Source organism: Acidimicrobiales bacterium (assembly GCA_040219515.1).
GTDB lineage: Bacteria > Actinomycetota > Acidimicrobiia > Acidimicrobiales > Aldehydirespiratoraceae > JAJRXC01.
Window position 1 is genome coordinate 208,821 of sequence record JAVJSI010000004.1, and the last position, 20,060, is coordinate 228,880.

General features: G+C 74.4%; 24 protein-coding genes and 1 pseudogene. 22 read left to right on the plus strand and 3 right to left on the minus strand.

Features of this window, described 5'->3' with window-relative positions:
- Positions 1–44 precede the first annotated feature (44 nt).
- The 9 genes from murA to RIB98_02145 are packed head-to-tail and all read left to right on the plus strand — an operon-like array spanning position 45 to position 7,594.
- Complete coding sequence (murA, locus tag RIB98_02105) at positions 45–1,331, plus strand: UDP-N-acetylglucosamine 1-carboxyvinyltransferase (protein ID MEQ8839747.1); 1,287 nt, start codon at positions 45–47, stop codon at positions 1,329–1,331.
- Positions 1,332–1,341: 10 nt separating this feature from the next.
- Entirely contained in the window at positions 1,342–2,568 is a 1,227-nt protein-coding gene (gene hisZ, locus RIB98_02110; protein ID MEQ8839748.1) for an ATP phosphoribosyltransferase regulatory subunit, read from the plus strand.
- Between the two features lie 8 nt (positions 2,569–2,576).
- Positions 2,577–3,197, plus strand: coding sequence for an ATP phosphoribosyltransferase (gene hisG / locus RIB98_02115; GenBank protein ID MEQ8839749.1), 621 nt, complete (start codon positions 2,577–2,579; stop codon positions 3,195–3,197).
- Positions 3,194–4,468, plus strand: a complete 1,275-nt coding sequence (hisD, locus tag RIB98_02120; GenBank protein ID MEQ8839750.1) for a histidinol dehydrogenase — start codon at positions 3,194–3,196, stop codon at positions 4,466–4,468. Before hisG ends, hisD begins: the two co-directional genes overlap by 4 nt.
- Complete coding sequence (gene hisB, locus RIB98_02125) at positions 4,465–5,052, plus strand: imidazoleglycerol-phosphate dehydratase HisB (GenBank protein MEQ8839751.1); 588 nt, start codon at positions 4,465–4,467, stop codon at positions 5,050–5,052. Before hisD ends, hisB begins: the two co-directional genes overlap by 4 nt.
- Before the next feature lie 14 nt (positions 5,053–5,066).
- The gene (gene hisH, locus RIB98_02130) at positions 5,067–5,693 is read left to right on the plus strand and encodes an imidazole glycerol phosphate synthase subunit HisH (protein MEQ8839752.1); all 627 of its coding nucleotides are present in this window, start codon (positions 5,067–5,069) and stop codon (positions 5,691–5,693) included.
- Positions 5,690–6,430, plus strand: coding sequence for a 1-(5-phosphoribosyl)-5-[(5-phosphoribosylamino)methylideneamino]imidazole-4-carboxamide isomerase (gene hisA / locus RIB98_02135; protein ID MEQ8839753.1), 741 nt, complete (start codon positions 5,690–5,692; stop codon positions 6,428–6,430). Before hisH ends, hisA begins: the two co-directional genes overlap by 4 nt.
- Before the next feature lie 8 nt (positions 6,431–6,438).
- Positions 6,439–7,182, plus strand: coding sequence for an imidazole glycerol phosphate synthase subunit HisF (gene hisF / locus RIB98_02140; protein ID MEQ8839754.1), 744 nt, complete (start codon positions 6,439–6,441; stop codon positions 7,180–7,182).
- Between the two features lie 13 nt (positions 7,183–7,195).
- The gene (locus RIB98_02145; protein MEQ8839755.1) at positions 7,196–7,594 is read left to right on the plus strand and encodes a Rid family detoxifying hydrolase; all 399 of its coding nucleotides are present in this window, start codon (positions 7,196–7,198) and stop codon (positions 7,592–7,594) included.
- 26 nt (positions 7,595–7,620) lie between these two features.
- On the opposite strand, the gene RIB98_02150 is transcribed toward RIB98_02145, so the two are convergent.
- Positions 7,621–7,872 (minus strand): hypothetical protein, encoded by a 252-nt coding sequence (locus tag RIB98_02150; protein MEQ8839756.1) that lies wholly within the window; start codon positions 7,870–7,872, stop codon positions 7,621–7,623.
- Between the two features lie 37 nt (positions 7,873–7,909).
- Here RIB98_02150 and RIB98_02155 point away from each other — a divergent pair, with 37 nt between their 5' ends.
- The 9 genes from RIB98_02155 (at position 7,910) to RIB98_02195 (ending at position 16,330) form a co-directional block, all read left to right on the plus strand.
- Entirely contained in the window at positions 7,910–9,091 is a 1,182-nt protein-coding gene (locus tag RIB98_02155; protein MEQ8839757.1) for a hypothetical protein, read from the plus strand.
- Entirely contained in the window at positions 9,088–9,822 is a 735-nt protein-coding gene (gene pgeF, locus RIB98_02160; GenBank protein ID MEQ8839758.1) for a peptidoglycan editing factor PgeF, read from the plus strand. Before RIB98_02155 ends, pgeF begins: the two co-directional genes overlap by 4 nt.
- A complete protein-coding gene (locus RIB98_02165) occupies positions 9,819–10,550 on the plus strand; it encodes a YggS family pyridoxal phosphate-dependent enzyme (GenBank protein MEQ8839759.1) in 732 nt (243 codons plus the stop codon). Before pgeF ends, RIB98_02165 begins: the two co-directional genes overlap by 4 nt.
- A complete protein-coding gene (locus tag RIB98_02170) occupies positions 10,551–11,141 on the plus strand; it encodes a cell division protein SepF (GenBank protein MEQ8839760.1) in 591 nt (196 codons plus the stop codon).
- Positions 11,138–11,935: a pyrroline-5-carboxylate reductase gene (gene proC, locus RIB98_02175; protein ID MEQ8839761.1), complete on the plus strand. Its 798-nt coding sequence runs from the start codon at positions 11,138–11,140 to the stop codon at positions 11,933–11,935. Before RIB98_02170 ends, proC begins: the two co-directional genes overlap by 4 nt.
- A 36-nt stretch (positions 11,936–11,971) precedes the next feature.
- Entirely contained in the window at positions 11,972–12,235 is a 264-nt protein-coding gene (locus RIB98_02180; protein ID MEQ8839762.1) for a YggT family protein, read from the plus strand.
- 352 nt (positions 12,236–12,587) lie between these two features.
- Entirely contained in the window at positions 12,588–13,121 is a 534-nt protein-coding gene (gene lspA, locus RIB98_02185) for a signal peptidase II (protein ID MEQ8839763.1), read from the plus strand.
- Positions 13,118–14,089, plus strand: coding sequence for an RluA family pseudouridine synthase (locus RIB98_02190; GenBank protein MEQ8839764.1), 972 nt, complete (start codon positions 13,118–13,120; stop codon positions 14,087–14,089). Before lspA ends, RIB98_02190 begins: the two co-directional genes overlap by 4 nt.
- 144 nt (positions 14,090–14,233) lie before the next feature.
- Positions 14,234–16,330, plus strand: coding sequence for a BTAD domain-containing putative transcriptional regulator (locus RIB98_02195; protein MEQ8839765.1), 2,097 nt, complete (start codon positions 14,234–14,236; stop codon positions 16,328–16,330).
- Positions 16,331–16,348: 18 nt separating this feature from the next.
- Here the strand turns inward: RIB98_02195 and RIB98_02200 are convergent, their stop codons facing one another.
- Positions 16,349–16,639, minus strand: a complete 291-nt coding sequence (locus RIB98_02200; GenBank protein ID MEQ8839766.1) for a DUF4242 domain-containing protein — start codon at positions 16,637–16,639, stop codon at positions 16,349–16,351.
- Between the two features lie 32 nt (positions 16,640–16,671).
- Complete coding sequence (locus RIB98_02205) at positions 16,672–16,962, minus strand: DUF4242 domain-containing protein (GenBank protein ID MEQ8839767.1); 291 nt, start codon at positions 16,960–16,962, stop codon at positions 16,672–16,674.
- 298 nt (positions 16,963–17,260) lie between these two features.
- On the opposite strand from RIB98_02205, the pseudogene rpsB reads away from it, so the two are divergent.
- The 4 genes and pseudogenes from rpsB to frr all read left to right on the plus strand — a co-directional run bounded on the left by rpsB (position 17,261) and on the right by frr (position 20,050).
- Positions 17,261–17,989, plus strand: a pseudogene (gene rpsB / locus RIB98_02210) (30S ribosomal protein S2).
- A 119-nt stretch (positions 17,990–18,108) separates the two neighbouring features.
- Positions 18,109–18,714, plus strand: coding sequence for a translation elongation factor Ts (gene tsf, locus RIB98_02215; protein MEQ8839768.1), 606 nt, complete (start codon positions 18,109–18,111; stop codon positions 18,712–18,714).
- 58 nt (positions 18,715–18,772) lie between these two features.
- Positions 18,773–19,495, plus strand: coding sequence for a UMP kinase (gene pyrH / locus RIB98_02220; GenBank protein MEQ8839769.1), 723 nt, complete (start codon positions 18,773–18,775; stop codon positions 19,493–19,495).
- Entirely contained in the window at positions 19,496–20,050 is a 555-nt protein-coding gene (gene frr / locus RIB98_02225; GenBank protein MEQ8839770.1) for a ribosome recycling factor, read from the plus strand.
- The last annotated feature ends 10 nt before the right edge of the window (positions 20,051–20,060 follow it).

Genomic DNA, 20,060 nt, shown 5'->3' on the forward strand with positions numbered 1-20,060 from the left:
GACGCCGTGCGAAACCGCGACACAGGACACCGGTCAGCCCGCTCGTGAGCACCGACATGCTGGTCATCCGGGGCGCGCGCCCCCTCTCGGGAACCATCGTCCCGAGCGGCAACAAGAACGCCGCGCTGCCCATCCTCGCCGCCTGCCTCCTCACAGATGAGGAGGTGGTGCTCGAGAACGTGCCGGACATCCTGGATGTGCACGCGATGCTGGCGCTGCTCGACGACCTCGGCGTCGACATCCGCGATGTCGGCGACAACGCGATCTCGCTGCGCGCCGAGCGCGTGCGCACCACGGAGCTGGACCCTGAGCTCTGCCGGCGCCTGCGGGCCTCGCTGCTGCTGGCCGGTCCGCTGCTGGCGCGCTGCGGCTCGGTGGACCTGCCCCTGGCCGGCGGCGACTTCATCGGCCGGCGGCGCGTGGACACCCACATCCTCGCCTTCCGCGAGTTGGGCGCCGTCTGCGAGGTGGAGCGCTCCTACCGCCTGCGTTCCAACGGGCTGTCGGGGGCCGACATCTTCCTGGACGAGGCGTCGGTCACCGCCACCGAGAACGCTCTGATGGCCGCGGTGCTGGCGCCCGGCCGGACGCTCATCAGCAACGCCGCCTGCGAGCCGCACGTCCAGGACCTGGCCAACTTCCTGGTTGAACTCGGGGCCCGCATCGAGGGGATCGGCACCAACCTGCTGATCGTGGAGGGCGTCGACCGGCTGGGCGGCGGCCGCTTCCGCATCGGCCCCGACCACATCGAGATCGCCTCGTTCATCGGCCTCGGAGCCATCACCGGCTCGGACCTGACGATCCCAGACATCCGCGAGGACGACCTGCGGATGATCAACCTGACCTTCGCGCGGCTGGGCATCCGGGTCGAGATGGACGGCACCTCGCTGCGCGTGCCGCCCGACCAGGATCTGCGGGTGGTCTCCGACGAGGGCGGCGCCATCCCGAAGATCGACGACGGCATCTGGCCGGCCTTCCCGGCCGACCTCACGAGCATCGCCGTCGCGGTCGCCACCCAGACCCACGGGACGGTGATGATCTTCGAGAAGATGTTCGAGAACCGGCTCTTCTTCGTGGACAAGCTGGTGGCGATGGGGGCCCGGATCATCCTCTGCGACCCGCACCGCGCGGTCATCAGCGGCCCGGCGACGCTCTACGGGGAGCGGGTGGAGAGCCCCGACATCCGCGCCGGCATGGCCATGCTCATCGCCGGCCTCGCCGCCAAGGGCACCACCACCATCGGCAACGTGGGCCAGATCGACCGCGGATACGAGTCGATCGACGACCGCCTGCGGGCCGTCGGGGCCGACATCGAGCGCATCAGTGACTGAGCCGGTCCCCGTGCCGCCCCGCATCCCGGCGGGCGCGCGCGACATCCTGGCCGTGGAGGCCGAGGAGCTGCGCGAGGTGGCCGACCGCTGGCGCGCCCACGTGGCCCTGGCCGGCTACCGCGAGGTGGCCACGCCGATGCTGGAGTACGCGGAGGCGGTGGACCGCGCGCAGGCCGGCGCCTCCGACGACGCCTACCGCCTGTTCGACGAGGCCGGCCGCGTGATGGTGCTGCGGCCGGACCTCACCATCCCCGTCGCCCGGCTGGTCGCCACGCGCCTGGCCGATCACCCGGGTCCGGTGCGCGTCTCGTACGTGGCCAGCGCCTTCCGGCCCCCGCGGCCGGGCCGCCCGCGCGCCACCGAGCTGCGCCAGGCCGGCATCGAGATGGTCGGCGCCGCCCACCCGGGCGCGGATGCCGAGGTGATCGCGGTGCTCGTCGGCTCGCTGCGCGCGGCCGGGGTCCGCCGGCCGCGGATCGCGCTCGGCGACGTGTCGCTGACGCGGGCGGTCATGGACGGGCTGGGGGTGGACACCGCCACCCGCACCGCCCTCGGGCGCGCCCTGTCCGAGCGCGATCTCGTGGGCTGGCGCGAGCGGGTGGGCGCGGCGGGCCTGGCGCAGGAGGGGGCGGCGCTGCTGGCGGACCTGCCCACCCTCAGCGGCGATGTCACCGTGCTGGACCGCATCCGCGAAACGGTTCCGTCGGCGCGGGAGGCCTGCGAATCGCTCGAGCGCACCGTCGCCACAGCGGCGCGTCACGGCGTCGACCGCGAGCTGCGGGTGGACCTGGGCGTGCTGCGCGACTGGTCCTACTACTCCGGGGTGGTCTTCGAGGCCTACGCCCCCGGCGCGTCCGAGCCCCTGGCGGTGGGCGGGCGCTACGACGGGCTGGCGGAGCGCTTCGGGGCCCCGCGGCCGGCGATCGGCTTCGCCGTGGCGCTGGAGCAACTCCACCGGGCCGTGCTGGAGGTACGGGGCTCGTATCCCGCCCTGCGCGCGGGCGTGGTGCTGGTGGGCGGGCTGGACACCCACGCCGAGCCCGCGGCCGACGCCCGCGCCGCCGGGGTCACCGTGATCGCGCTGGGTGCCGATGACGGCGACCGCGCCGACGCGCTGGCGGCCGCCGAGGGCTGGCGGTACGTGGCACGCCCCGAGTACGGCGGCACCCTCGCCGTGTCCGACCGCGCGTGGGGCGAGAAGCGCATCTGCGCCGACCTGAGGGAGTTCACCGAGTGAGGATCTGCGTGCCGCTCGGAGCACTGTTGGACGGCTCGGTGGAGGTGCTGGAGGCCGCGGGGCTCGACGTGTCGCCCCTGCGCGATGCCGGCCGCCGCCTGGTGGTGGAGGCCGCGGGAGGGGTGACCTACATCACCACGCGTCCCAGCGACGTGCCCACCTACGTGGAGGCAGGCGCCGCTGATCTCGGCATCGCCGGCGTGGACGTCCTGCGCGAGCGCGAGCCCGAGGTGGTGCAACTGCTGGATCTCGGCTTCGGCGGCTGCCGGATGGCCTACGCGACGATCGACGGCCCCGACCCCACTCCGGGGGCCCTGGAGCACCTGGGCGTCCTGCGCGTTGCCACGAAGTACCCGCGCGCGGCGACCGAGTACTTCGCCGGGACGGGCCGTCCGGTGGAGGTGGTGAAGGTCAACGGTTCCGTGGAGCTGGCTCCCCTTGTGGGGCTCTCGGACGGGATCGTCGATCTGGTGGCCACCGGGCGCACGCTGCGTGAAAACGGCCTGGTGGAGCGCGAGCACATCTTCGACTCGACGGCGCGCCTGATCGCCAACCGGGTCGCCATGAGCCTGCGGGCCGAGGAGATCGGCCCGGTGGTGGCGGCGATGGCCGCCGCGGTCGCGAGGTGAGCGCGGCTCCCGGCCTGGTGCGCCGGCTGCGTATGGCGCCCGGTGCGCACGACGAGATGGCGGCCGGGTTGCGGCCGGCCGCGGATGTGGCCGGCGTGGCCGAGGGCGTGGCGGCCGTGGCGGCCGACGTGCGCAGCCGCGGCGACGCGGCCCTGGTGGACATCACGCGCCGCTTCGACTGCCCCGACTTCAGCGCCGGCGCGATCCGGGTGCCCGGCGAGGTGCTGGCCGAGGCCCTCGCCCGCACCACCGGGCGCATGAGCGCCGCCATCACCACGGCCGCCGCCCAGGTGCGGGCCTACGCCGAGGCGATGATGCCCGCCGACCACGAGGTCGTCCTCCCGGCCGGGCAGCGCGTGCAGGCGCGCTGGATCCCCGTGGACGCCGCCGGCTGCTACGTCCCGGGCGGCCGGGCGCCGTACCCCTCGACGGTGGTGATGACCGTCGTCCCCGCGAAGGTCGCGGGCGTCGAGCGGATCGTCGTCGTCACCCCGCCCGGCCCCGACGGGCGCCCGAATGCCGGCGTGCTGGCGGCCTGCGCCATCCTCGGGGTGGACGAGGTCTACGCGGTGGGCGGCCCGGCCTCGGTGGCGGCCCTGGCCTGGGGCACCGAGAGCATCGCCCCGGTGGCCGTCGTCGTCGGCCCGGGGAGCCCCTGGGTGCAGGAGGCCAAGCGCCAGGCCGCCGGGCGGGTGGGGATCGACGGCATCGCGGGGCCCAGCGAGGTCCTGATCATCGCCGACGCCTCGGCCGACCCCCGCTCCGTCGCACTGGACCTGCTGGCCCAGGCCGAGCACGGGCCCGACTCGCCGGCCGTGCTGGTCAGCCCCGCGCCGGCCTGCATCGACGCCGTCGCCGCCGCCCTCGACGGGATGCCGTCGCCCGAGGGGCCCGTGACACTGGTGGATTGCCAGGACCTCGATGGCGCCGTGGCCCTGGCCGAGACCTTCGCCGCCGAGCACCTCGAGATCGCCACGGCAGACCCCCGCGCGGTGGCCGCGCGGATCACGCGCTCGGGGGCCGTGTTCATCGGCGCGAACTGCGCCACCGCCTTCGGCGACTATGTTGCAGGCAGTAACCACGTCCTGCCCACGGGCGGGGCGGCCCGCTACGCGTCGGCCCTGGGGCCGGCGACGTACCTGAGGAGGATGTCCGTGGTGGAGATGACCGACGGCGCCGTGGAGGCCCTCACGCCGGCGCTCGCCACCCTCGCGCGCGCCGAGGGCTTCGAGCAGCACGCCCGATCGGCCGAGGCCCGGGTGGGCTCATGAGCCGCGTCGGCGAGGCGCACAGGGTGACGGGCGAGACCGACGTGCGCGTGCGCATGGACCTGGACGGCTCCGGCGTGGCCACCGTGGCCACCGGCGTCGGCTTCTTCGACCACATGCTGAGCCTGCTGGCCCGGCACGCGCTGGTGGACCTCGACGTGGAGGCGCGCGGCGATCTCGAGACCGGCTCGCACCACACCGTCGAGGACGTCGGCATCACCATCGGCCAGGCCCTGGCGGGCGCCCTCGGCGACCGGCGCGGCATCGAGCGCTACGGCCACTCCCTGGTGCCGATGGACGAGTGCCTGGTCCGGACCGCGATCGACCTGTCGGGGCGGCCCTTCCTGGCGCTGGACCTGCCGTTGCCGGTCGCGGTCATCGGCGGGTTCGAGACCGAACTGGTGGGCGAGTTCCTGCGCGGCGTGGTCAACCACTCCGGCATGACGCTGCACCTGAGCCTGCTGGCGCCCGGCAACACCCACCACGCCATCGAGGGCGCCTTCAAGGGGCTGGCCCGGGCGCTGGCCGCGGCCGTGGCGCCCAACCCGCGCGTGACGGGCGTGCCGTCCACCAAGGGGAGCCTGTGACGGGCCCACCGCGCGTGGCGGTGCTGGACTATGAGATGAGCAACCTCCTCAGCGCCACCAAGGCGCTGGAGTTGCTGGGGGCCGCGGTGTCGGTGGTGACCGAGCCGGTCGACCCCGCCGGCTTCGACGCCGTTGTGCTGCCCGGCGTGGGCCACTTCGGGCAGGCGATGACGCGCATCCGCGCGGCCGGGCTGCACGAGACCGTGACGGCGGCGCCGGCCGCGGGCGTGCCCGTGCTGGGCATCTGCCTGGGTCTGCAACTCCTGTTCGAGGAGAGCGAGGAGGCGCCCGGCGTGGCCGGCCTGGGGCTCCTGGCGGGTACGGTGCGGAGGCTGCGCACCGAGCGCAAGGTGCCCCACATCGGCTGGAGCCACGTGGACTGGGCGCCCGGGTGCGCGCTGGCGCCCGAGGATCCCGCGCCGGCCGCCTCCACCTACTACTTCGTGCACAGCTACGCCTGCGTGCCGGCAGACGCGGGCATGGTCCTCGGGACGGCCGGGCACGGGGTGCGCTTCTGCGCCTCGGCGGGGCGCGACGGCGTGGCCGGGGTGCAGTTCCACCCCGAGAAGTCGAGCGCCGCCGGGCTGGGCCTGCTGGGCCGCTGGCTGACGGATCTGGATCGGGAGAAGGTGAGCGGGTGAGCATCACGTTGTATCCGGCCATCGACCTGCGCGCGGGGCGCGCGGTCAGGCTGCGTCAGGGCGATTTCGACCAGACCACGGTCTTCAACGAGGACCCGGTGGCCCAGGCGCGCGACTTCGCGGGCGGCGGGGCGAGTTGCCTGCACGTCGTCGACCTCGACGGTGCCCTGGACGGCCGGCCCGTCCACGCGGCCCTGGTGGCGAGCATCGCCGCCGCCTTCCCGGGGACCGTGCACATGGGCGGTGGCCTGCGCTCGCGGGCCGCGATCGAGACGGCGGTCGCCACCGGGGTCGACCGGGTGGTGGTGGGCACCGCCGTCCTGGACGACCCGGACCTGCTGCGATGGGCCATCGACCGCCTGGGCGACGGCCTGGTGGTCGCCCTCGACGCGCGCCAGGGCAAGGTGGCCACGCACGGCTGGACCCAGGTCTCGGACCGCGACGCATGGGATGTGGCCGAGGAGTTGGTGAGCACCGGCGTCCGGCACCTGCTCTACACGGACATCAGCCGCGACGGCACGCTGGGCGGACCGAACCTGGCCGCGCTGCGCCGCCTGGCCGACTCGGCGCCGCCGCTGCAGATCATCGCCTCGGGTGGCATCTCGAGCCTGGACGACCTGGTGAAGCTCCGCGACCTGGGGGTGCCCACCATCACCGGAGTGATCGTCGGCCGTGCCCTGTACGAGGGCCGCTTCACGGTGTCCGAGGCCCTCGGAGCGCTGGCGGGCGCCGGATGATCCGCGTGGTGCCCTGCCTGGACGTCAATGCCGGCCGGGTGGTGAAGGGCGTGAACTTCGTGGGGTTGCGCGACGCCGGTGACCCGGTGGAGCTGGCGGCCCGGTACGACCGCGAGGGCGCCGACGAGCTGGTGTTCCTGGACATCACCGCCTCGCACGAGGGGCGGGCGACGATCGTCGAGCTCGCCCGGCGCACCGCTCAGCAGGTCTTCATCCCGTTCACCATCGGCGGCGGCCTGCGCTCGGTGGAGGACATCCGCGCGGTGCTGGCCGCCGGCGCCGACAAGGTCTCGCTCAACAGCGCCGCCGTCCGTGACCCCGGCCTCATCACCGAGGCCTCCGAGCGCTTCGGCGCCCAGTGCATCGTGGTGGCGATCGATGCCAAGCGGCGGGCCGACGGCTCCGGGTGGGAGGTCTACCTCAACGGCGGGCGACTCGAGACCGGCCGCGAGGCCGTGGCCTGGGCCGTGGAGGCCGCCGGGCGTGGCGCCGGCGAGCTGCTGGTCACCAGCATGGATCGCGACGGCACGCAGGTGGGGTTCGACACCGAGTTGCTGTCGTCCATCGCGGCCGCGGTGCCCGTGCCCGTGATCGCATCGGGCGGCGCCGGCACCCTGGAGCACTTCGCCGAGGCCGTCACGGCGGGATGCGCCGATGCCGTGCTTGCGGCGTCGGTGTTCCACGACGGGGTCTACTCGGTGGAGCAGGTCAAGCGGGCGATGGCCGGGGCGGGCGTGCCCGTGCGGCTGTAGTAGCGTCCGGCCGATGAGGATCATCCGCACCGAGGCCGCCCCCGCACCCGTGGCGGGCGCGCCGTACAACCAGGCCGTGGCGGTACCGCCCGGCGAGACCCTGTTCATCTCCGGCCAGGTCCCGGTGGACCCCGCCACGGGCGCCCTGGTGGAGGGCGACGTCGCGGTCCAGACCCGGCGCGTGCTGGACAACCTCCTGGCCATCCTGGAGGCCGCCGGCGCCGGCCCCGGACACGTGGTCAAGTGCACGTGTTTCCTCGTCGACATCGCCGGCGACTTCCCCGCGATGAACGCCGTCTACGGCGAGGTCTTCACCGCCGACCCCCCGGCCCGGTCCACCATCGGCGTGGCCGCGCTGCCTCTGGGCGCGCGCGTGGAGATCGAGGCCGTCGCGGTGCTCCCCGCCGCCTGAGCGGCGGCCCAGCGAGGGTGGGAGCCCTACTCCATCCAGGTGCGCCGCTCGATGTGGGCGTCGATGGCGATGCGGTCGAGGTACCCGGGCCACTCGCGGATGGGGCGGCCCTCGTTGGCGGGGTCCTCCACCCACGCCTTGAAGCGCGCCGTGTGCTCCTCGAAGGCCGCGGTGAGCTCCTGGTAGGACAGGTGCTCGAAGCGCGCGAGGGCCGCCACCAGATCGGGGTCGACCGGCGCGATGTCCGACAGCTTCCGGGTCGTGTCGTCGTTGCTCACGCCGCCGATGATAGTCCGACGAGCGCCCTCCGCGGCCGTGGCTGACCCGCTCGCGGCCACGCTGTACGCCCACCCGCTCCTGGCCCGGGTGCTGCCCGCCCTCGGGGAGGACACCGTGATGGTGGTGGGCGGGGCCGTGCGCGACGCCCTGCTGGGTGTGGCGCCCGGCGACGAGGTGGACCTGGTGGTGGTGGGCGACGCGCCGGCGCTGGCCCGCCGCCTCGGCAGGGCGCTGGGGGCGCCGGTGGACCACTTCCCCCGGTTCGGCACCGCCGAGGTGGCGCTGCCCGAGGGCCGGGTGGACCTGGTGGGGGCCCGCCGCGAGCGCTATCCGCACCCCGGAGCGCTGCCGCAGGTGGAGCCGGGAACGCTGGCCGACGACCTCGCCCGGCGCGACTTCACCGTCAACGCCATGGCCCTGGGCCTCAGCGGCGAGGGGGCCGGCCTCCTGCACGACCCCCACGGGGGGCGGGTCGACCTCGACGCCCGCCTGGTGCGCACCCTGCGGCCGGGGTCGTTCGCCGAGGACCCCAGCCGCCTGGTGCGCGCCGCGCGCTACGTCGCACGTCTGGGGCTGACGCTCGAGGCCGGCACCGCGGCCGAGGCGGCCCTGGCGGCGCCGGCGCTGGACCTCGGGTCGGCCCGGGTGGCCGACGAACTCGGTCGCCTGTTGTGCGAGGCGGTGGCCGGTGGTGCGCTGTCGGTGCTGCACCGGCTGGGCGTGCCCTGGGTGCTACCGGACGCGCCGGCGCGGCTGGAGGCGGTCGACCGGGCGCTGGCCGCCAGGGGCGCGCCCGACCTCGCGGCCTGGGCGGCCCGGCTGGGCGCCGGGGTGCGGGCGGAGGCGGTGGGATCGTCCGCGCTGCCCGGATGGGCGCGCGAGGCCGCGCTGGCCGTCGACGCGGGCTGGTCGGCGGCTCCGGGCCTCGCGCCCATCGGGCGCCTGTCGGAGGTGGACGCCGCCCTGGGCCGTACCCCGGCGGCCTTCGGCGTGGGGGCCCTCGCCGGCGGCGCGGCGGGGGTGGCGCGCTGGTGGACCGACGCGCGCGACCGGCGGGCGGCCATCGACGGCGACGACCTGCGCGCGGCCGGCATCGCGCCCGGGCCCGCCATCGGCCGAGGGCTGCTGGCCGCGCGCGCGGCGATGCTCGACGGGGCCACGCCGGATGCCGCCGGGCAACTGGCCGTGGCGCTGGCGGCGGCGCGGGGTGAGCGGTGAGCGAACACGCATCGTCTCCGGACGAGGTGATCGAGGTGGACACCGGCTGCGCCGCCCGGGCGCTGTTCACCACGCGCGCCGGCGGGGTCAGCGCGGGCCCGTACGCCTCGCTGAACCTGTCGCCGGACGTCGGCGACCGGCCCCAGGACGTGGCGGCCAACCGCGCGCGCCTGGCGGCCCGCGCCGGGCTGGATCCCGCGCGCGTCGTCTCCCTGCGCCAGGTCCACGGGGCCGAGGTCGTCCCCGTTGCCGAGGCCCCGCCCGAGCGCCCCTGCGGGGATGCCGCGGTCACGGGGGCCGAAGGTCTCGGCCTGATGGTGCTGGCCGCCGACTGCGTACCGGTGCTGGTGTGGCGGATGGACGGGACCCGGGTGGGCGCCGCCCACGCCGGCCGGCGTGGCCTGGTGGGTGGGGTGATCGAGGCGGTGGTGCGGGAACTTGCCGGCGGGGAGGGGGTCGGCGCCGCCGTCGGCCCGGCCATCGGGCCCTGCTGTTACGAGGTCTCCGAGGATGTGCGGGAGCCGTTCATCGCGCGCTTCGGCCCGTCGGTGGGGCGCGGCTCACACCTGGACCTGCCGGGCGCCGCGGTCGCGGCACTGCTCGATGCCGGGGTGGATGCCGGCGCGATCACCGTGGTCGACCGCTGCACCCGCTGCAACCCGGACGCGCTGTTCTCGTACCGCGGTGCGGACGGCGTGTGCGGGCGCCAGTGCGGCATGGTGTGGCGATGACCGAGCGCCCCGACCGCCCGCTGGACACCGCCTCGCTGGAGGCCGCCGTGGGGCGGGTGCGCGAGGAGCTGGACGCCGCCGCCCGGGTGTCGGGCCGCGGCGCCGGCGCCGTGGAGCTGGTGCTGGCGGGCAAGTACATCCCGGCCGAGGACACGCCCGCGCTGATCGCGGCGGGCGTCGGCGTGGTGGGGGAGAACCGCCTCCAGGACCTCACGGCCAGGGCGCAGGTGGCCGCCGGCGCCCTCACCTTCGACTTCATCGGCCACATCCAGCGCAAGAAGGTGCGCGACATCCTCCCGGCCGTCCGGCTGATCCACTCCCTCGACTCGGAGAGGCTCGCCGCCGAGATCGCCCGGCGCGCGGAAGGTGAGGTGCGGGTCCTTGTCGAACTCAACATCGCCGAGGAGTCGACCAAGGGTGGTATCTTGCCGCAGAGCGTGCGGGCATTCGTGGAGGACGTGTCGGTCCATGCCGACCTCGTGATCGGTGGCCTCATGGCCATGCCCCCCAAGCAGGACGTCGCCGAGAACAGCCGTCCGTTCTTCGACCGGACCCGCCGTCTGGCCGAGGACCTGCGCACCGAGTGGGCCGGCCGTCACGACTTCCGCGACCTCTCCATGGGCACGAGCCAGGACTATGTCGTGGCCGCCGAGGAGGGTGCCACCATGGTGCGCGTCGGGCGCGGGCTCCTCGCGGACAGCGGAACCACCGGCACGGGGATCTTGTAGATGGCCGTCAGCGACCTCTGGCACCGCACTCTCGTCTACTTCGGCATGGCCGATGAGCCGGACGACTACGACGACGAACTCGACGACGAGGACCGCCGCTACGACGAACGCGGCGAGCGCGAGCGCGACCGGGGGCGCGACCGGGACCGGCGCAGCAGCGCCCATGAGGACCTCGAGCGCAGCTACCGCGAGCGGCCGAACGTGCGCCGGCTGGGGCCGCGCCGGCGCGACAACGACTTCGACGACATCTTCGCCGACGAGGCGCCGCGGGGCCGGGCCCCGGTCATGCGCGCGGTCGAGAACCGCGCTCACCCGTCCGAGGTCCACCTGGTCGTGCCCAAGAGCTTCAACGACGCCCAGCAGATCGCGGACCGGTTCAAGGCCGGCGTGCCGGTGATCCTGAATCTCCAGAGCGCCGAGACCGATCTGGCCAAGCGCCTGATCGACTTCTCCAGCGGCCTCACCTACGCCCTCGACGGCGGGATGCAGCGCGTGGCCGACAAGGTCTTCATGCTGACCCCGCGCAACGTCGAGGTGTCGGCCGAGGAGCGCGCGCGCCTGCTGGAGAAGGGCTTCTTCAACCAGTATTGAGCGACTCGGGCGCACCCACCCTCGGGCTGATCGGCGCTGGCGCCATGGGCCGGGCCCTGGTGGCCGGCATCGTGCGCGGGACGCCCGCCGCGGCCGCCGGCCTGCGGGTGGCCGACGCATCCCCGGCCGCCGCCGAGGGCGCCGTGGCCGAGTCGGGCGGGACTGTGACGGACGCGGCGACCGCGGCCGGGGCCGACCTGGTGTGCGTGGCGGTCAAGCCGGCGGACCTCGGCGCCGTGCTGGAGGCCGTCCGGCCGTCGCTGCTCCCGGGGGCCGTGGTGTTGTCGGTGGCCGCCGGCTGGGACCTGGACCGGCTGTCCGGAGCCCTGCCCGGGGTGGCGCTGGTGCGCACCATGCCCAACCTCGCTGTGCGCCACGGCGCGGGCGTGGTGGCGGTGGCCCACCGCGGCGTGGATGGTGCGGGCCGGAGGATGCTCGACGGCCTGCTGGCGCCCCTGGGCGCCGTGGTGGAGCTGCCCGAGGCCCTCTTCCCGGTGGCGACCGCCCTCGCCGGCTCGGGGCCGGGGCTGGTGGCGGTGGTGGCGGAGGCCCTGGAGGAGGGGGCCGTCGCCGCCGGCCTCTCGCGCGCACAGGCGCGGCCGATGGTGGCCGGGGTGATCGCGGGCACCGCGGCCCTGCTGGCGGGGGGCGACGATCCCGCCACCCTGCGCCAGAGCGTCTCCTCGCCGGCCGGGACCACGATCGAGGGCATCGCGGTGCTGGAACGGGGCGCGGTGCGCGCCCACGTGGCCGACGCCGTGCGCGCCGCGGCCCGGCGTGCCGCCGAGCTGTGATGATGGCTCGATGAAGCCGAAGCGGACGGGCGGGTGATGGATCAGGTCGAGCTCTATGTGAGCGCGCTGTTCACGGTGTTCCTGATCGTGATCTTCATGCGGATCATCCTGTCGTTCGTGCCGCGGCCGCCGGTGGACGGGCCGCTGCGCGCCGTGTGGAACTTCGTCCACCAGAGCACCGATTGGTACCTCAACATCTTCCGCCGCTTCATCCCGCCCATCGGGATGTTCGACCTCTCGCCGATCCTGGCGATCCTGGTGCTCTACATCCTGCGCGGCCTGGTCCTGTCGTTCTTCTAGTCCGAGGACCCGCGACCGTACCCGCCGCACGCGCACAGGACCCCGAGTGGCTCACCCGCACCGCCACGGGCGCGGTCATCGCGGTCAAGGCGGTCCCGCGGTCCCGTGCGACCCGCGCGGTGGGGGTACAGGCGGGGGCGTTGCGCGTCCAGATCGCAGCCCCGCCCCACCAGGGGCGCTCGAACGCCGCCCTTTGCGCCTACCTGGCCGACTGCGCGGGCGTGCGCGCCCCGGCGGTGCGCCTGCGCAAGGGGTCCGGGGGGGCGCGTAAGCTCATCGAGGTGGACGGGGATCCGGCAGACATCGCGCGAGCCGTGGCCGAGTCGCTGGCCGAGTTCACCGGGGGCACCCCATGAGCTCCACCGGCACGCGGGAGGCCATCGGGCGCGCCATCGAGCGCCGCCAGCGGCGCCAGGTCCAGTCGCGCTGGCTGTGGGCGGTCGCGCTTGCGGGGCTGGTGTTCGCGGCCGACCAGCTGACCAAGATCCTGGTGCGCACAGGCCTCGACATGCGCCAGAGCATCGATCTGGTGCCGGGCCTGGACCTCACCCGTGTCAACAACACCGGGATCGCCTTCGGGCTGTTCCCCGGCCGGGCGACCATCGTCGCGGTGCTGACGGTCGTGGCGTTGTGCGCCATCGCCATCGCCCTGGCCGGCCTGGTGTCGCGCAACCCGCTGGTTGCGGCCGGGGCGGGCCTCCTGGTGGGCGGCAGCCTGGGCAACCTGGTCGACCGCGTGCGCCACGCGGCGGTCACGGACTTCGTGGACGTCGTCGGCTGGCCGGCGTTCAACGTGGCCGACGTCGGGATCGTCGTCGGCGCCGGCCTGATCGTGCTGGGGCTGCTGCGCGAAGAGCCCCGTCCCGAGCCCGACCCCGCGGCGTGAGCGACCGCCCGCCCGCGCCCCTGCGGGTGACGGTGGGGCCCGAGTGGGACGGCCGGCGCCTGGACGCCGCCGTGGGAGGGCTCGATGCCGTGGGGAGCCGCGCCGAGGCCCAGCGCCTGATCGAGGGGGGCCGGGTGCGGGTGGACGGCACCGTGCGCGCAAAGCGCCACACCCTCGCGGTGGGCGAGATGGTGGAGGTGGAGCCCCAGCAGGCACCCCTGTCGGCGCTCGTCCCCGAGGCCGGCGTGCCGTTCGGCGTCGTGTTCGAGGATGATCACCTGATCGTGGTGGACAAGCCTGCGGGCGTCGTGGTCCACCCCTCGGCCGGACACGGCGCCGGCACGCTGGTGCACGGGTTGCTGGCCCACGCGGTGGCCGGCGGCGACGACCCCACCCGCCCCGGGATCGTGCACCGCCTGGACCGCGACACCTCCGGGCTGCTGGTGGTGGCCAAGTCCGAGCGCGCCCACCGGCGCCTGCAGCGGATGATGAAAAAGCGCGAGATCGAGCGCCGCTACCTGGTGCTGGTGCACGGGCAGGCCCCCGCGGCGCGCACCGTCGAGCGGCCCATCGGCCGAGACCGGCGCACCCGCACGCGGATGTCCACCCACGTGCGCGAGGGGGAGGGGCGCGAGGCGCTCACCCACCTGCGGCGCATCGAGGCGCTGGCCGACTTCAGCCTGATGGAGGCCCGCCTGGACACCGGGCGCACCCATCAGATCCGCGTGCACCTCGAGGCCGAGGGGCTGCCCGTGGTGGGCGATCCGGTCTACTGCCGGCGCCCGAACCCGTTCGGCCTCGGGCGTCAGTTCCTGCACGCCGCGCATCTGGCGTTCCCGCACCCGGAGACGGGCGAGCCGGTGGACTGTTCGAGCCCATTGCCCGACGATCTGGCCGCGGTGCTGGATGCCGCCCGCGTCCGCGCGGCCGCCGCCGCGGAACTGGCGCCCCCGACCCCCTGGGGCTGAGCCGCGCGGGGGCGCCGCGTTGATCGACGCGCCGGGCGCTGAGAGCATGGGCCGCGAGCCACCGACGGGCGGCATCCCATGGCGACGCATCCCGGTAGTCCGACCACCTCCGAATCCCGGCCGCCGGACCACGGCCCTCCCCGAGTGCGCCTCTTCGGCGAGTTCACGATCGAGGCGGCGGGTCGTGTGGTGGACCTGCCCAGCGGGCGTCCCCGCGCGCTGCTCGCCTGGCTGGCGCTACACCCCGGCAGCCATCAGCGGTCCCGCCTGGCGTCGCGCTTCTGGCCCGACATCCTCGATCGGAGCGCCCGCGCCAGTCTGCGGACCGCCCTGTGGCGGCTGCGGCGCGCACTGGGGGAAGGGGTGGTGTGGGCGGACCGGGAGCGGGCCGGCCTGCACGCCGAGCCCGCCGTATGGGTGGACACCCGGGCCTTCGACGGCCTCCTGGAGCAGGCGCGGCCCGAGGAGGCACTCGCCCTCGTCCGCGGGGAGTTGCTGGCGGGACTCGACGATGACTGGGTGATCGAGGAGCGGCGGTCCGTCGCCGACCGGGTGGCGGCGGCCATGGAGCAGATGTCGGCCCGCCGCGCGCGGGAGGGGGATCCCGCCGGCGCCCTCGACTGGGCGCGGCGCCGGGCGGCGCTCGACCCGCTCGACGAGTCCGCCCAGAGGGCGCTGATGGGCGCGCTGGCCGCCGCCGGCGATCCCGTCGGGGCGACGCGCGCGTACGCGCTCCTGCGCGAACGGCTGCGCGGAGAGCTGTCGCTGGCCCCGTCCGAGCAGACCCGGGAGCTGGCCCGTGCCATCGGCGCGGGCGGCGAGGCGGCCGCGCCGGGTGGCGGGCGCCCGGAGGAGTCGCAGCGCGCGGCGGTGCGGCCCGGATCCCGGCGCGGGGCGGGCCCCGGGCGACCCCGGGCGCTGCCGGCGCCGCTGGCCCTCGCGGGCGAGCGTCCGCTGGTGGGGCGCCGCCAGGAGATCGGCCGGCTGCTGGCGCTGGAGGCCGACACCCGCGCGGGCGGGGCTCGGACCGTCCTGCTCACCGGCGAGGCCGGCATCGGCAAGACGCGCGTCCTGGCCGAGGTGGGCGCGGAGCTCGCGGAGGCCGGCAGCGTGATCCTGTTCGGATGCGCGGGTCGGTCGGCGCGCGCCGCGGGCGCGGTGCTCGATGCGGTCTCGGGCCATCCGGAGCTGGCGGATGGCGGGTCCGGGCCGGGGCAGGGGCCGGCGCTCGACGAGGTGGCCGACAGGGTGTGCCGGCTGGCAGAGGAGACTGCTGTGGTGCTCATGGTGGACGACGCGCACCATGTGGACGGGGCGGGGGCGGTCCTGCTCTCCCGCATGGTGGCGGGCGCCGCCCGGCTGCCGCTGCTGGTGATCTGCGCGGTGCGCCCCGAGGAGATGGCCCCGGCCGGGGACCTGACGCGCCTCCTGACCTCGCTCGAGCGCCCCGACGACCCGGTGGACGTGGCGCTCGGGCCCCTCGACGAGGCCGCGACCGACGAGCTGTGCCGGCGCGCCGGCGGCGACGGGGTCCTCTCGGCCACGATCCAGCGCGCCAGCGGCGGCAACCCGCTGCTGGCCCTCGACATGGCCAGATCCGCGGGGGCCCCACCCGCCGGAGGCGGCACCTCCCGATCGGCGCCGATCGGTGCGCGGGCGCGGGCGTTCGTCGACTGGCGCCTGGCGGCGGTCGGCGAGGGCTCGGCCCGGCTGCTCGCGCTGGCGGCGGTGGCGGGACCGTCGTTCGAGCTGGCCGTGCTCGAGCGTGCGTGGGACCTCCCGGAGGACGAGCTGGCCGGCGGCGTGGAGGACGGCCTGCGTGCCGGGCTGCTGGTCGAGGATCCCGGTTCGCCGGATCGCATCAGCTTCGTCCACGACCTGATCCGTGACGACCTGCTCTCACGGGTCGGCGCCGCCCGGCGCCGGCGGTTGCACGCCCGGATCGCCGCCGCGCTCGACGCGGACGGCACGGGGGACTCGGCCGATGCCGCCCGCCACTGGTGCGCGGCCGGGCCGGCGGGGGACCCGGATCTCGCGGTCGAGCGGGCGAGCGCCGCGGCGCAGAGTGCACGGGCGTCGCATCGCTTCGGTGAGGCCATCGAACTGATCAATGGGGCCCTCGCCCTGCTTGGCCGGGACGACCCGCGCCGGCGCGCGCTGCTGGCGCGCCGGGCGGTCGACTACCTCAGCCTCGAGCACCTCCTGTGGACCCGCCTGTGCGGGGTCCGGGCCGATGGGTGATCGCAGGCCAGCCGGACCTCAGGGGCCGGCGCCCACGTCGGCCGGCGTCACGTCATCGATGATCTCGAGGATGTCCAGCACGGCGTGGTAGCCGAGCACCTCGGCGTGCTCGTGCAGCCGCTCGGCGCTCGGGGCTCGGTAGATGCAGAAGCTCTCGAACTCCCCGTCCCGTCCGATGCACACGTGGCTGTGCTCCCAGGTGAGGTCGGTGAACCGCTCCACCGGAAGCCGTCCAGCGCGGATGTTCACCTCCTGCATCTCCGCCTCGCTGACGCCGGCGAAGCGCCTGTGCACGACATAGCGGGGCATGCGGACCTCCTCCTGATCGACGCCGGCCGAGCCTAGCCGAGACCCGAGGACGGGTCGTCCCGGGCCACGTCGGTGAGGCTCACGCGCTCGACCTCGTGGCACGCGAGGCCCGCGGCCGCCGCGTGTTCCTCGATGGTGCCGGCTCCGTCCGCCTCGTAGACGCAGATGCTGCCCAGCCAGCCATCGCCCTCGTCGAGGATGTAGCTGCGCACCTTGCGCATCCGCGAGGCACGCTCGGCGGCCGCGGCGTTCGATCGTGCGTCGACCGCCTCGATGTCCTCGGCGCGGCACAGGTGGCGCCGGCGGATGGTGAAGAGTTCCATGATGGCCCCCTCTCGGTTCGACTGATGTCACGATCCTCGCGCGGCGGCGTCACCCGGGGTGTCACCGACGGCGTCAAACCCGCGCGGCGAGGACGTCATCGACCCGAGCCGACGTCGATGCGGGCGGATGGACGCCGCCCCGGGCGCCGTGACCGCCGCGGCCGATCCCGGTAGACTCTCCCGTCGGATCATCAACCCTCTCCCCGGCCCGACCACCCGTCGGCGGGTGCCCGCACCGCGCGGGTCCCGACGGAGCGCGCCGGCTCATCACCACACCAAACCGCAGCGAGGAGTCACCGTGCCTACCGTGACCATGAAGCAGCTGCTGGAGTCCGGGGTTCACTTCGGGCACCAGACGCGGCGCTGGAACCCGAAGATGAAGCGCTACATCTTCGGCGAGCGCGCCGGGATCTACGTGATCGACCTGCAGCAGACCATCCAGCTCCTGGATGAGGCGTGCGATGTGGTGCGCGCCATCTCCCAGCGCGGCGGGACGGTCATGTTCGTGGGCACCAAGAAGCAGACCCAGGACGCCGTGGCCGACAACGCCAAGCGGTGCAACATGCCGTACGTGTCCCACCGCTGGCTGGGTGGCCTGCTGACCAACTGGGGCACCATCTCCCAGCGCATCCGCCGCCTGCACGAGCTGCGCAACCAGAAGAAGGGCGGCCAGCTGGAGCTGCTGCCCACGCGCGAGCGCCTGGCCCGCGAGGCCGAGCTGACCAAGCTCGAGACCAACCTCGGCGGCGTGGCCGACATGCAGCGCCTGCCCGACGCGGTCGTGATGGTGGACCTCAAGAAGGAGGCCATCGGTGTGCGCGAGGTCAACCGCCTGGGCATCCCGGTGATCGGCCTGGTGGACACCAACGTCGACCCGGACGACGCCACGTACGTCATCCCGGCCAACGACGACGCCATCCGCTCGTGCAACCTGATCCTGGGCGCGCTGGCCGACGCGGTGCTCGAAGGACGCGGCGCCGTGGCCAACCAGGAGATCGTGGCCTCGGCCGAGGAGATCCCCGCCGAGGAGACCCCCGCGGAGGCCCCGGCTGCCCAGGCGGCCCCCGAGGCACCGGCAGCCGCCGACCCGGCCCCCGACGCCCCGGCCGCCGAGCCCGCCACCACCCCGACCGAGGAGCCCGCATCGTGAGCACAGCCGTCACCGCAGCCATGGTGAAGGAGCTGCGCGAGCGCACGGGCGCCGGGATGATGGACTGCAAGAACGCCCTCACAGAGGCCGGCGGGGACATCGAGTCCGCCACCGCCGAGCTGCGCAAGAAGGGCCTCGCGGACGCCGCCAAGCGCGCCGGCCGCGCCGCCAACGAGGGCCTGGTGGACAGCTACATCCACGCCAACGGCCGCGTGGGCGTGCTGCTGGAGGTCAACTGCGAGACCGACTTCGTGGCCCGCACCGAGCAGTTCCAGGACTTCGTGCACGACCTGGCGCTGCACATCGCCGCCATGAAGCCGCAGTTCGTCTCCATGGACGAGATCCCGGAGTCGTTGGTCGCCTCCGAGCGCGCGATCTACGAGGAGCAGGCCAAGGACGTCCCCGAGAAGGCCCGCGAGAAGGCCGTCGAGGGCAAGCTGAACAAGCAGCTCAAGTCGCTCTGCCTGCTCGACCAGGAGTTCGTCAAGGACGGCGCCGAGAAGAAGCCGCGCACCATCGAGGACCTCCGGGTCGAGGTGGCCGCCGGCCTGGGCGAGAACGTCACCATCCGCCGCTTCGCCGTGTTCGAGCTTGGCCAGTAGCGGCCCGGCCGACGAGGTGGACCACCGCCAGGCCCCCGTCTCCGGCGGGGGCGCAGGCGTGGCCTTCACGCGGGTCGTCCTGAAGCTCTCGGGCGAGGCCCTGATGGGCTCCGAGCCCTACGGCATCGACCCCGTGCGCATCACCGAGGTGGCCCGCCAGGTGTCCTCGGCGTGCGACCGCGGCGTGCAGGTGGCGGTCGTCGTGGGGGCGGGCAACATCTTCCGCGGCCTGCAGGGCGCCTCCATCGGCATGGACCGGGCCACCGCGGACTACATGGGCATGATCGCCACCGTGCTCAACGCGCTGGCCATCCAGGACGCCATGGAGAAGCTCGGGCTCGTCACCCGCGTGCAGTCGGCCATCTCGATGCAGGAGGTCGCCGAGCCGTACATCCGCCGGCGCGCCATCCGCCACCTCGAGAAGGGCCGGGTGGTCATCTTCGCCGGCGGGACGGGCAACCCGTTCTTCACCACCGACACGACGGCGGCCCTGCGGGCGCTGGAGATCGGCGCCGAATGCATCCTGATGGCCAAGAACGGGGTGGAGGGCGTCCTGGACGCCGACCCGCGTGTGGTCCCCGAGGCCCGCTTGATCTCGCGCATCAGCCACATGGAGGCCATCGAGCGCGGCCTCAAGGTGATGGACACCACGGCCCTCACCCTCTGCATGGACAACGGGTTGCCCATCCATGTGTTCAACATGGGCGACGAGCGCAACATCGGCCGGCTGCTCGAGGGCGAGCGGGTCGGCACGATGGTGGTCACCGATCAGGAGGCGTAGATGCAGGAGCTACTGAACGAGGCCAAGCGGCGCATGGAGGGCGCGGGCAAGGCGCTGGCGAACGAGTTCGCCACGGTGCGCACCGGCCGTGCCTCCACCGCGCTGCTGGACCGCGTCACCGTGGAGGCCTACGGGGTCCGCACGCCCCTCAACCAGCTGGCGGGGGTCAGCACCCCCGACGCGCGCCTGATCGTCGTGCAGCCCTACGACCAGAGCATCATCGGCTCCATCGAGAAGGCGCTCATGGAGTCCGACATCGGGCTGAACCCCAGCAACGATGGCAAGCTGATCCGGCTGCCGGTGCCGCCCCTCACCGAGGAGCGACGCAAGGAGATGGTCCGCCTGGTGCACAAGATGGCCGAGGAGGCGCGCGTCGCGGTGCGCAACGTCCGTAAGGACACCCTCAAGGATCTGAAGGCCGAGGAGAAGGAGGGCGGCATCTCCCGCGACGACCTCGGTCGCGCCGAGACGGAGGTCCAGAACCTCACCGACGCCGAGGTCAAGGTCATCGACGACCTGCTGGCCCACAAAGAGGCGGAGATCCTCGAGGTCTGACCGGCCGGCC

What these genes read in the sequence shown, in the direction of transcription:
- lspA (MEQ8839763.1), top strand. Translation starts at nt 12,588, where the DNA reads ATGAGCTCCACCGGCACGCGGGAGGCCATCGGGCGCGCCATCGAGCGC.
- RIB98_02165 (MEQ8839759.1), top strand. Translation starts at nt 9,819, where the DNA reads ATGACCGAGCGCCCCGACCGCCCGCTGGACACCGCCTCGCTGGAGGCC.
- frr (MEQ8839770.1), top strand. Translation starts at nt 19,496, where the DNA reads ATGCAGGAGCTACTGAACGAGGCCAAGCGGCGCATGGAGGGCGCGGGC.
- RIB98_02200 (MEQ8839766.1), bottom strand. Translation starts at nt 16,639, where the DNA reads ATGCCCCGCTATGTCGTGCACAGGCGCTTCGCCGGCGTCAGCGAGGCG.
- RIB98_02205 (MEQ8839767.1), bottom strand. Translation starts at nt 16,962, where the DNA reads ATGGAACTCTTCACCATCCGCCGGCGCCACCTGTGCCGCGCCGAGGAC.
- hisB (MEQ8839751.1), top strand. Translation starts at nt 4,465, where the DNA reads ATGAGCCGCGTCGGCGAGGCGCACAGGGTGACGGGCGAGACCGACGTG.
- RIB98_02170 (MEQ8839760.1), top strand. Translation starts at nt 10,551, where the DNA reads ATGGCCGTCAGCGACCTCTGGCACCGCACTCTCGTCTACTTCGGCATG.
- RIB98_02145 (MEQ8839755.1), top strand. Translation starts at nt 7,196, where the DNA reads ATGAGGATCATCCGCACCGAGGCCGCCCCCGCACCCGTGGCGGGCGCG.
- RIB98_02180 (MEQ8839762.1), top strand. Translation starts at nt 11,972, where the DNA reads ATGGATCAGGTCGAGCTCTATGTGAGCGCGCTGTTCACGGTGTTCCTG.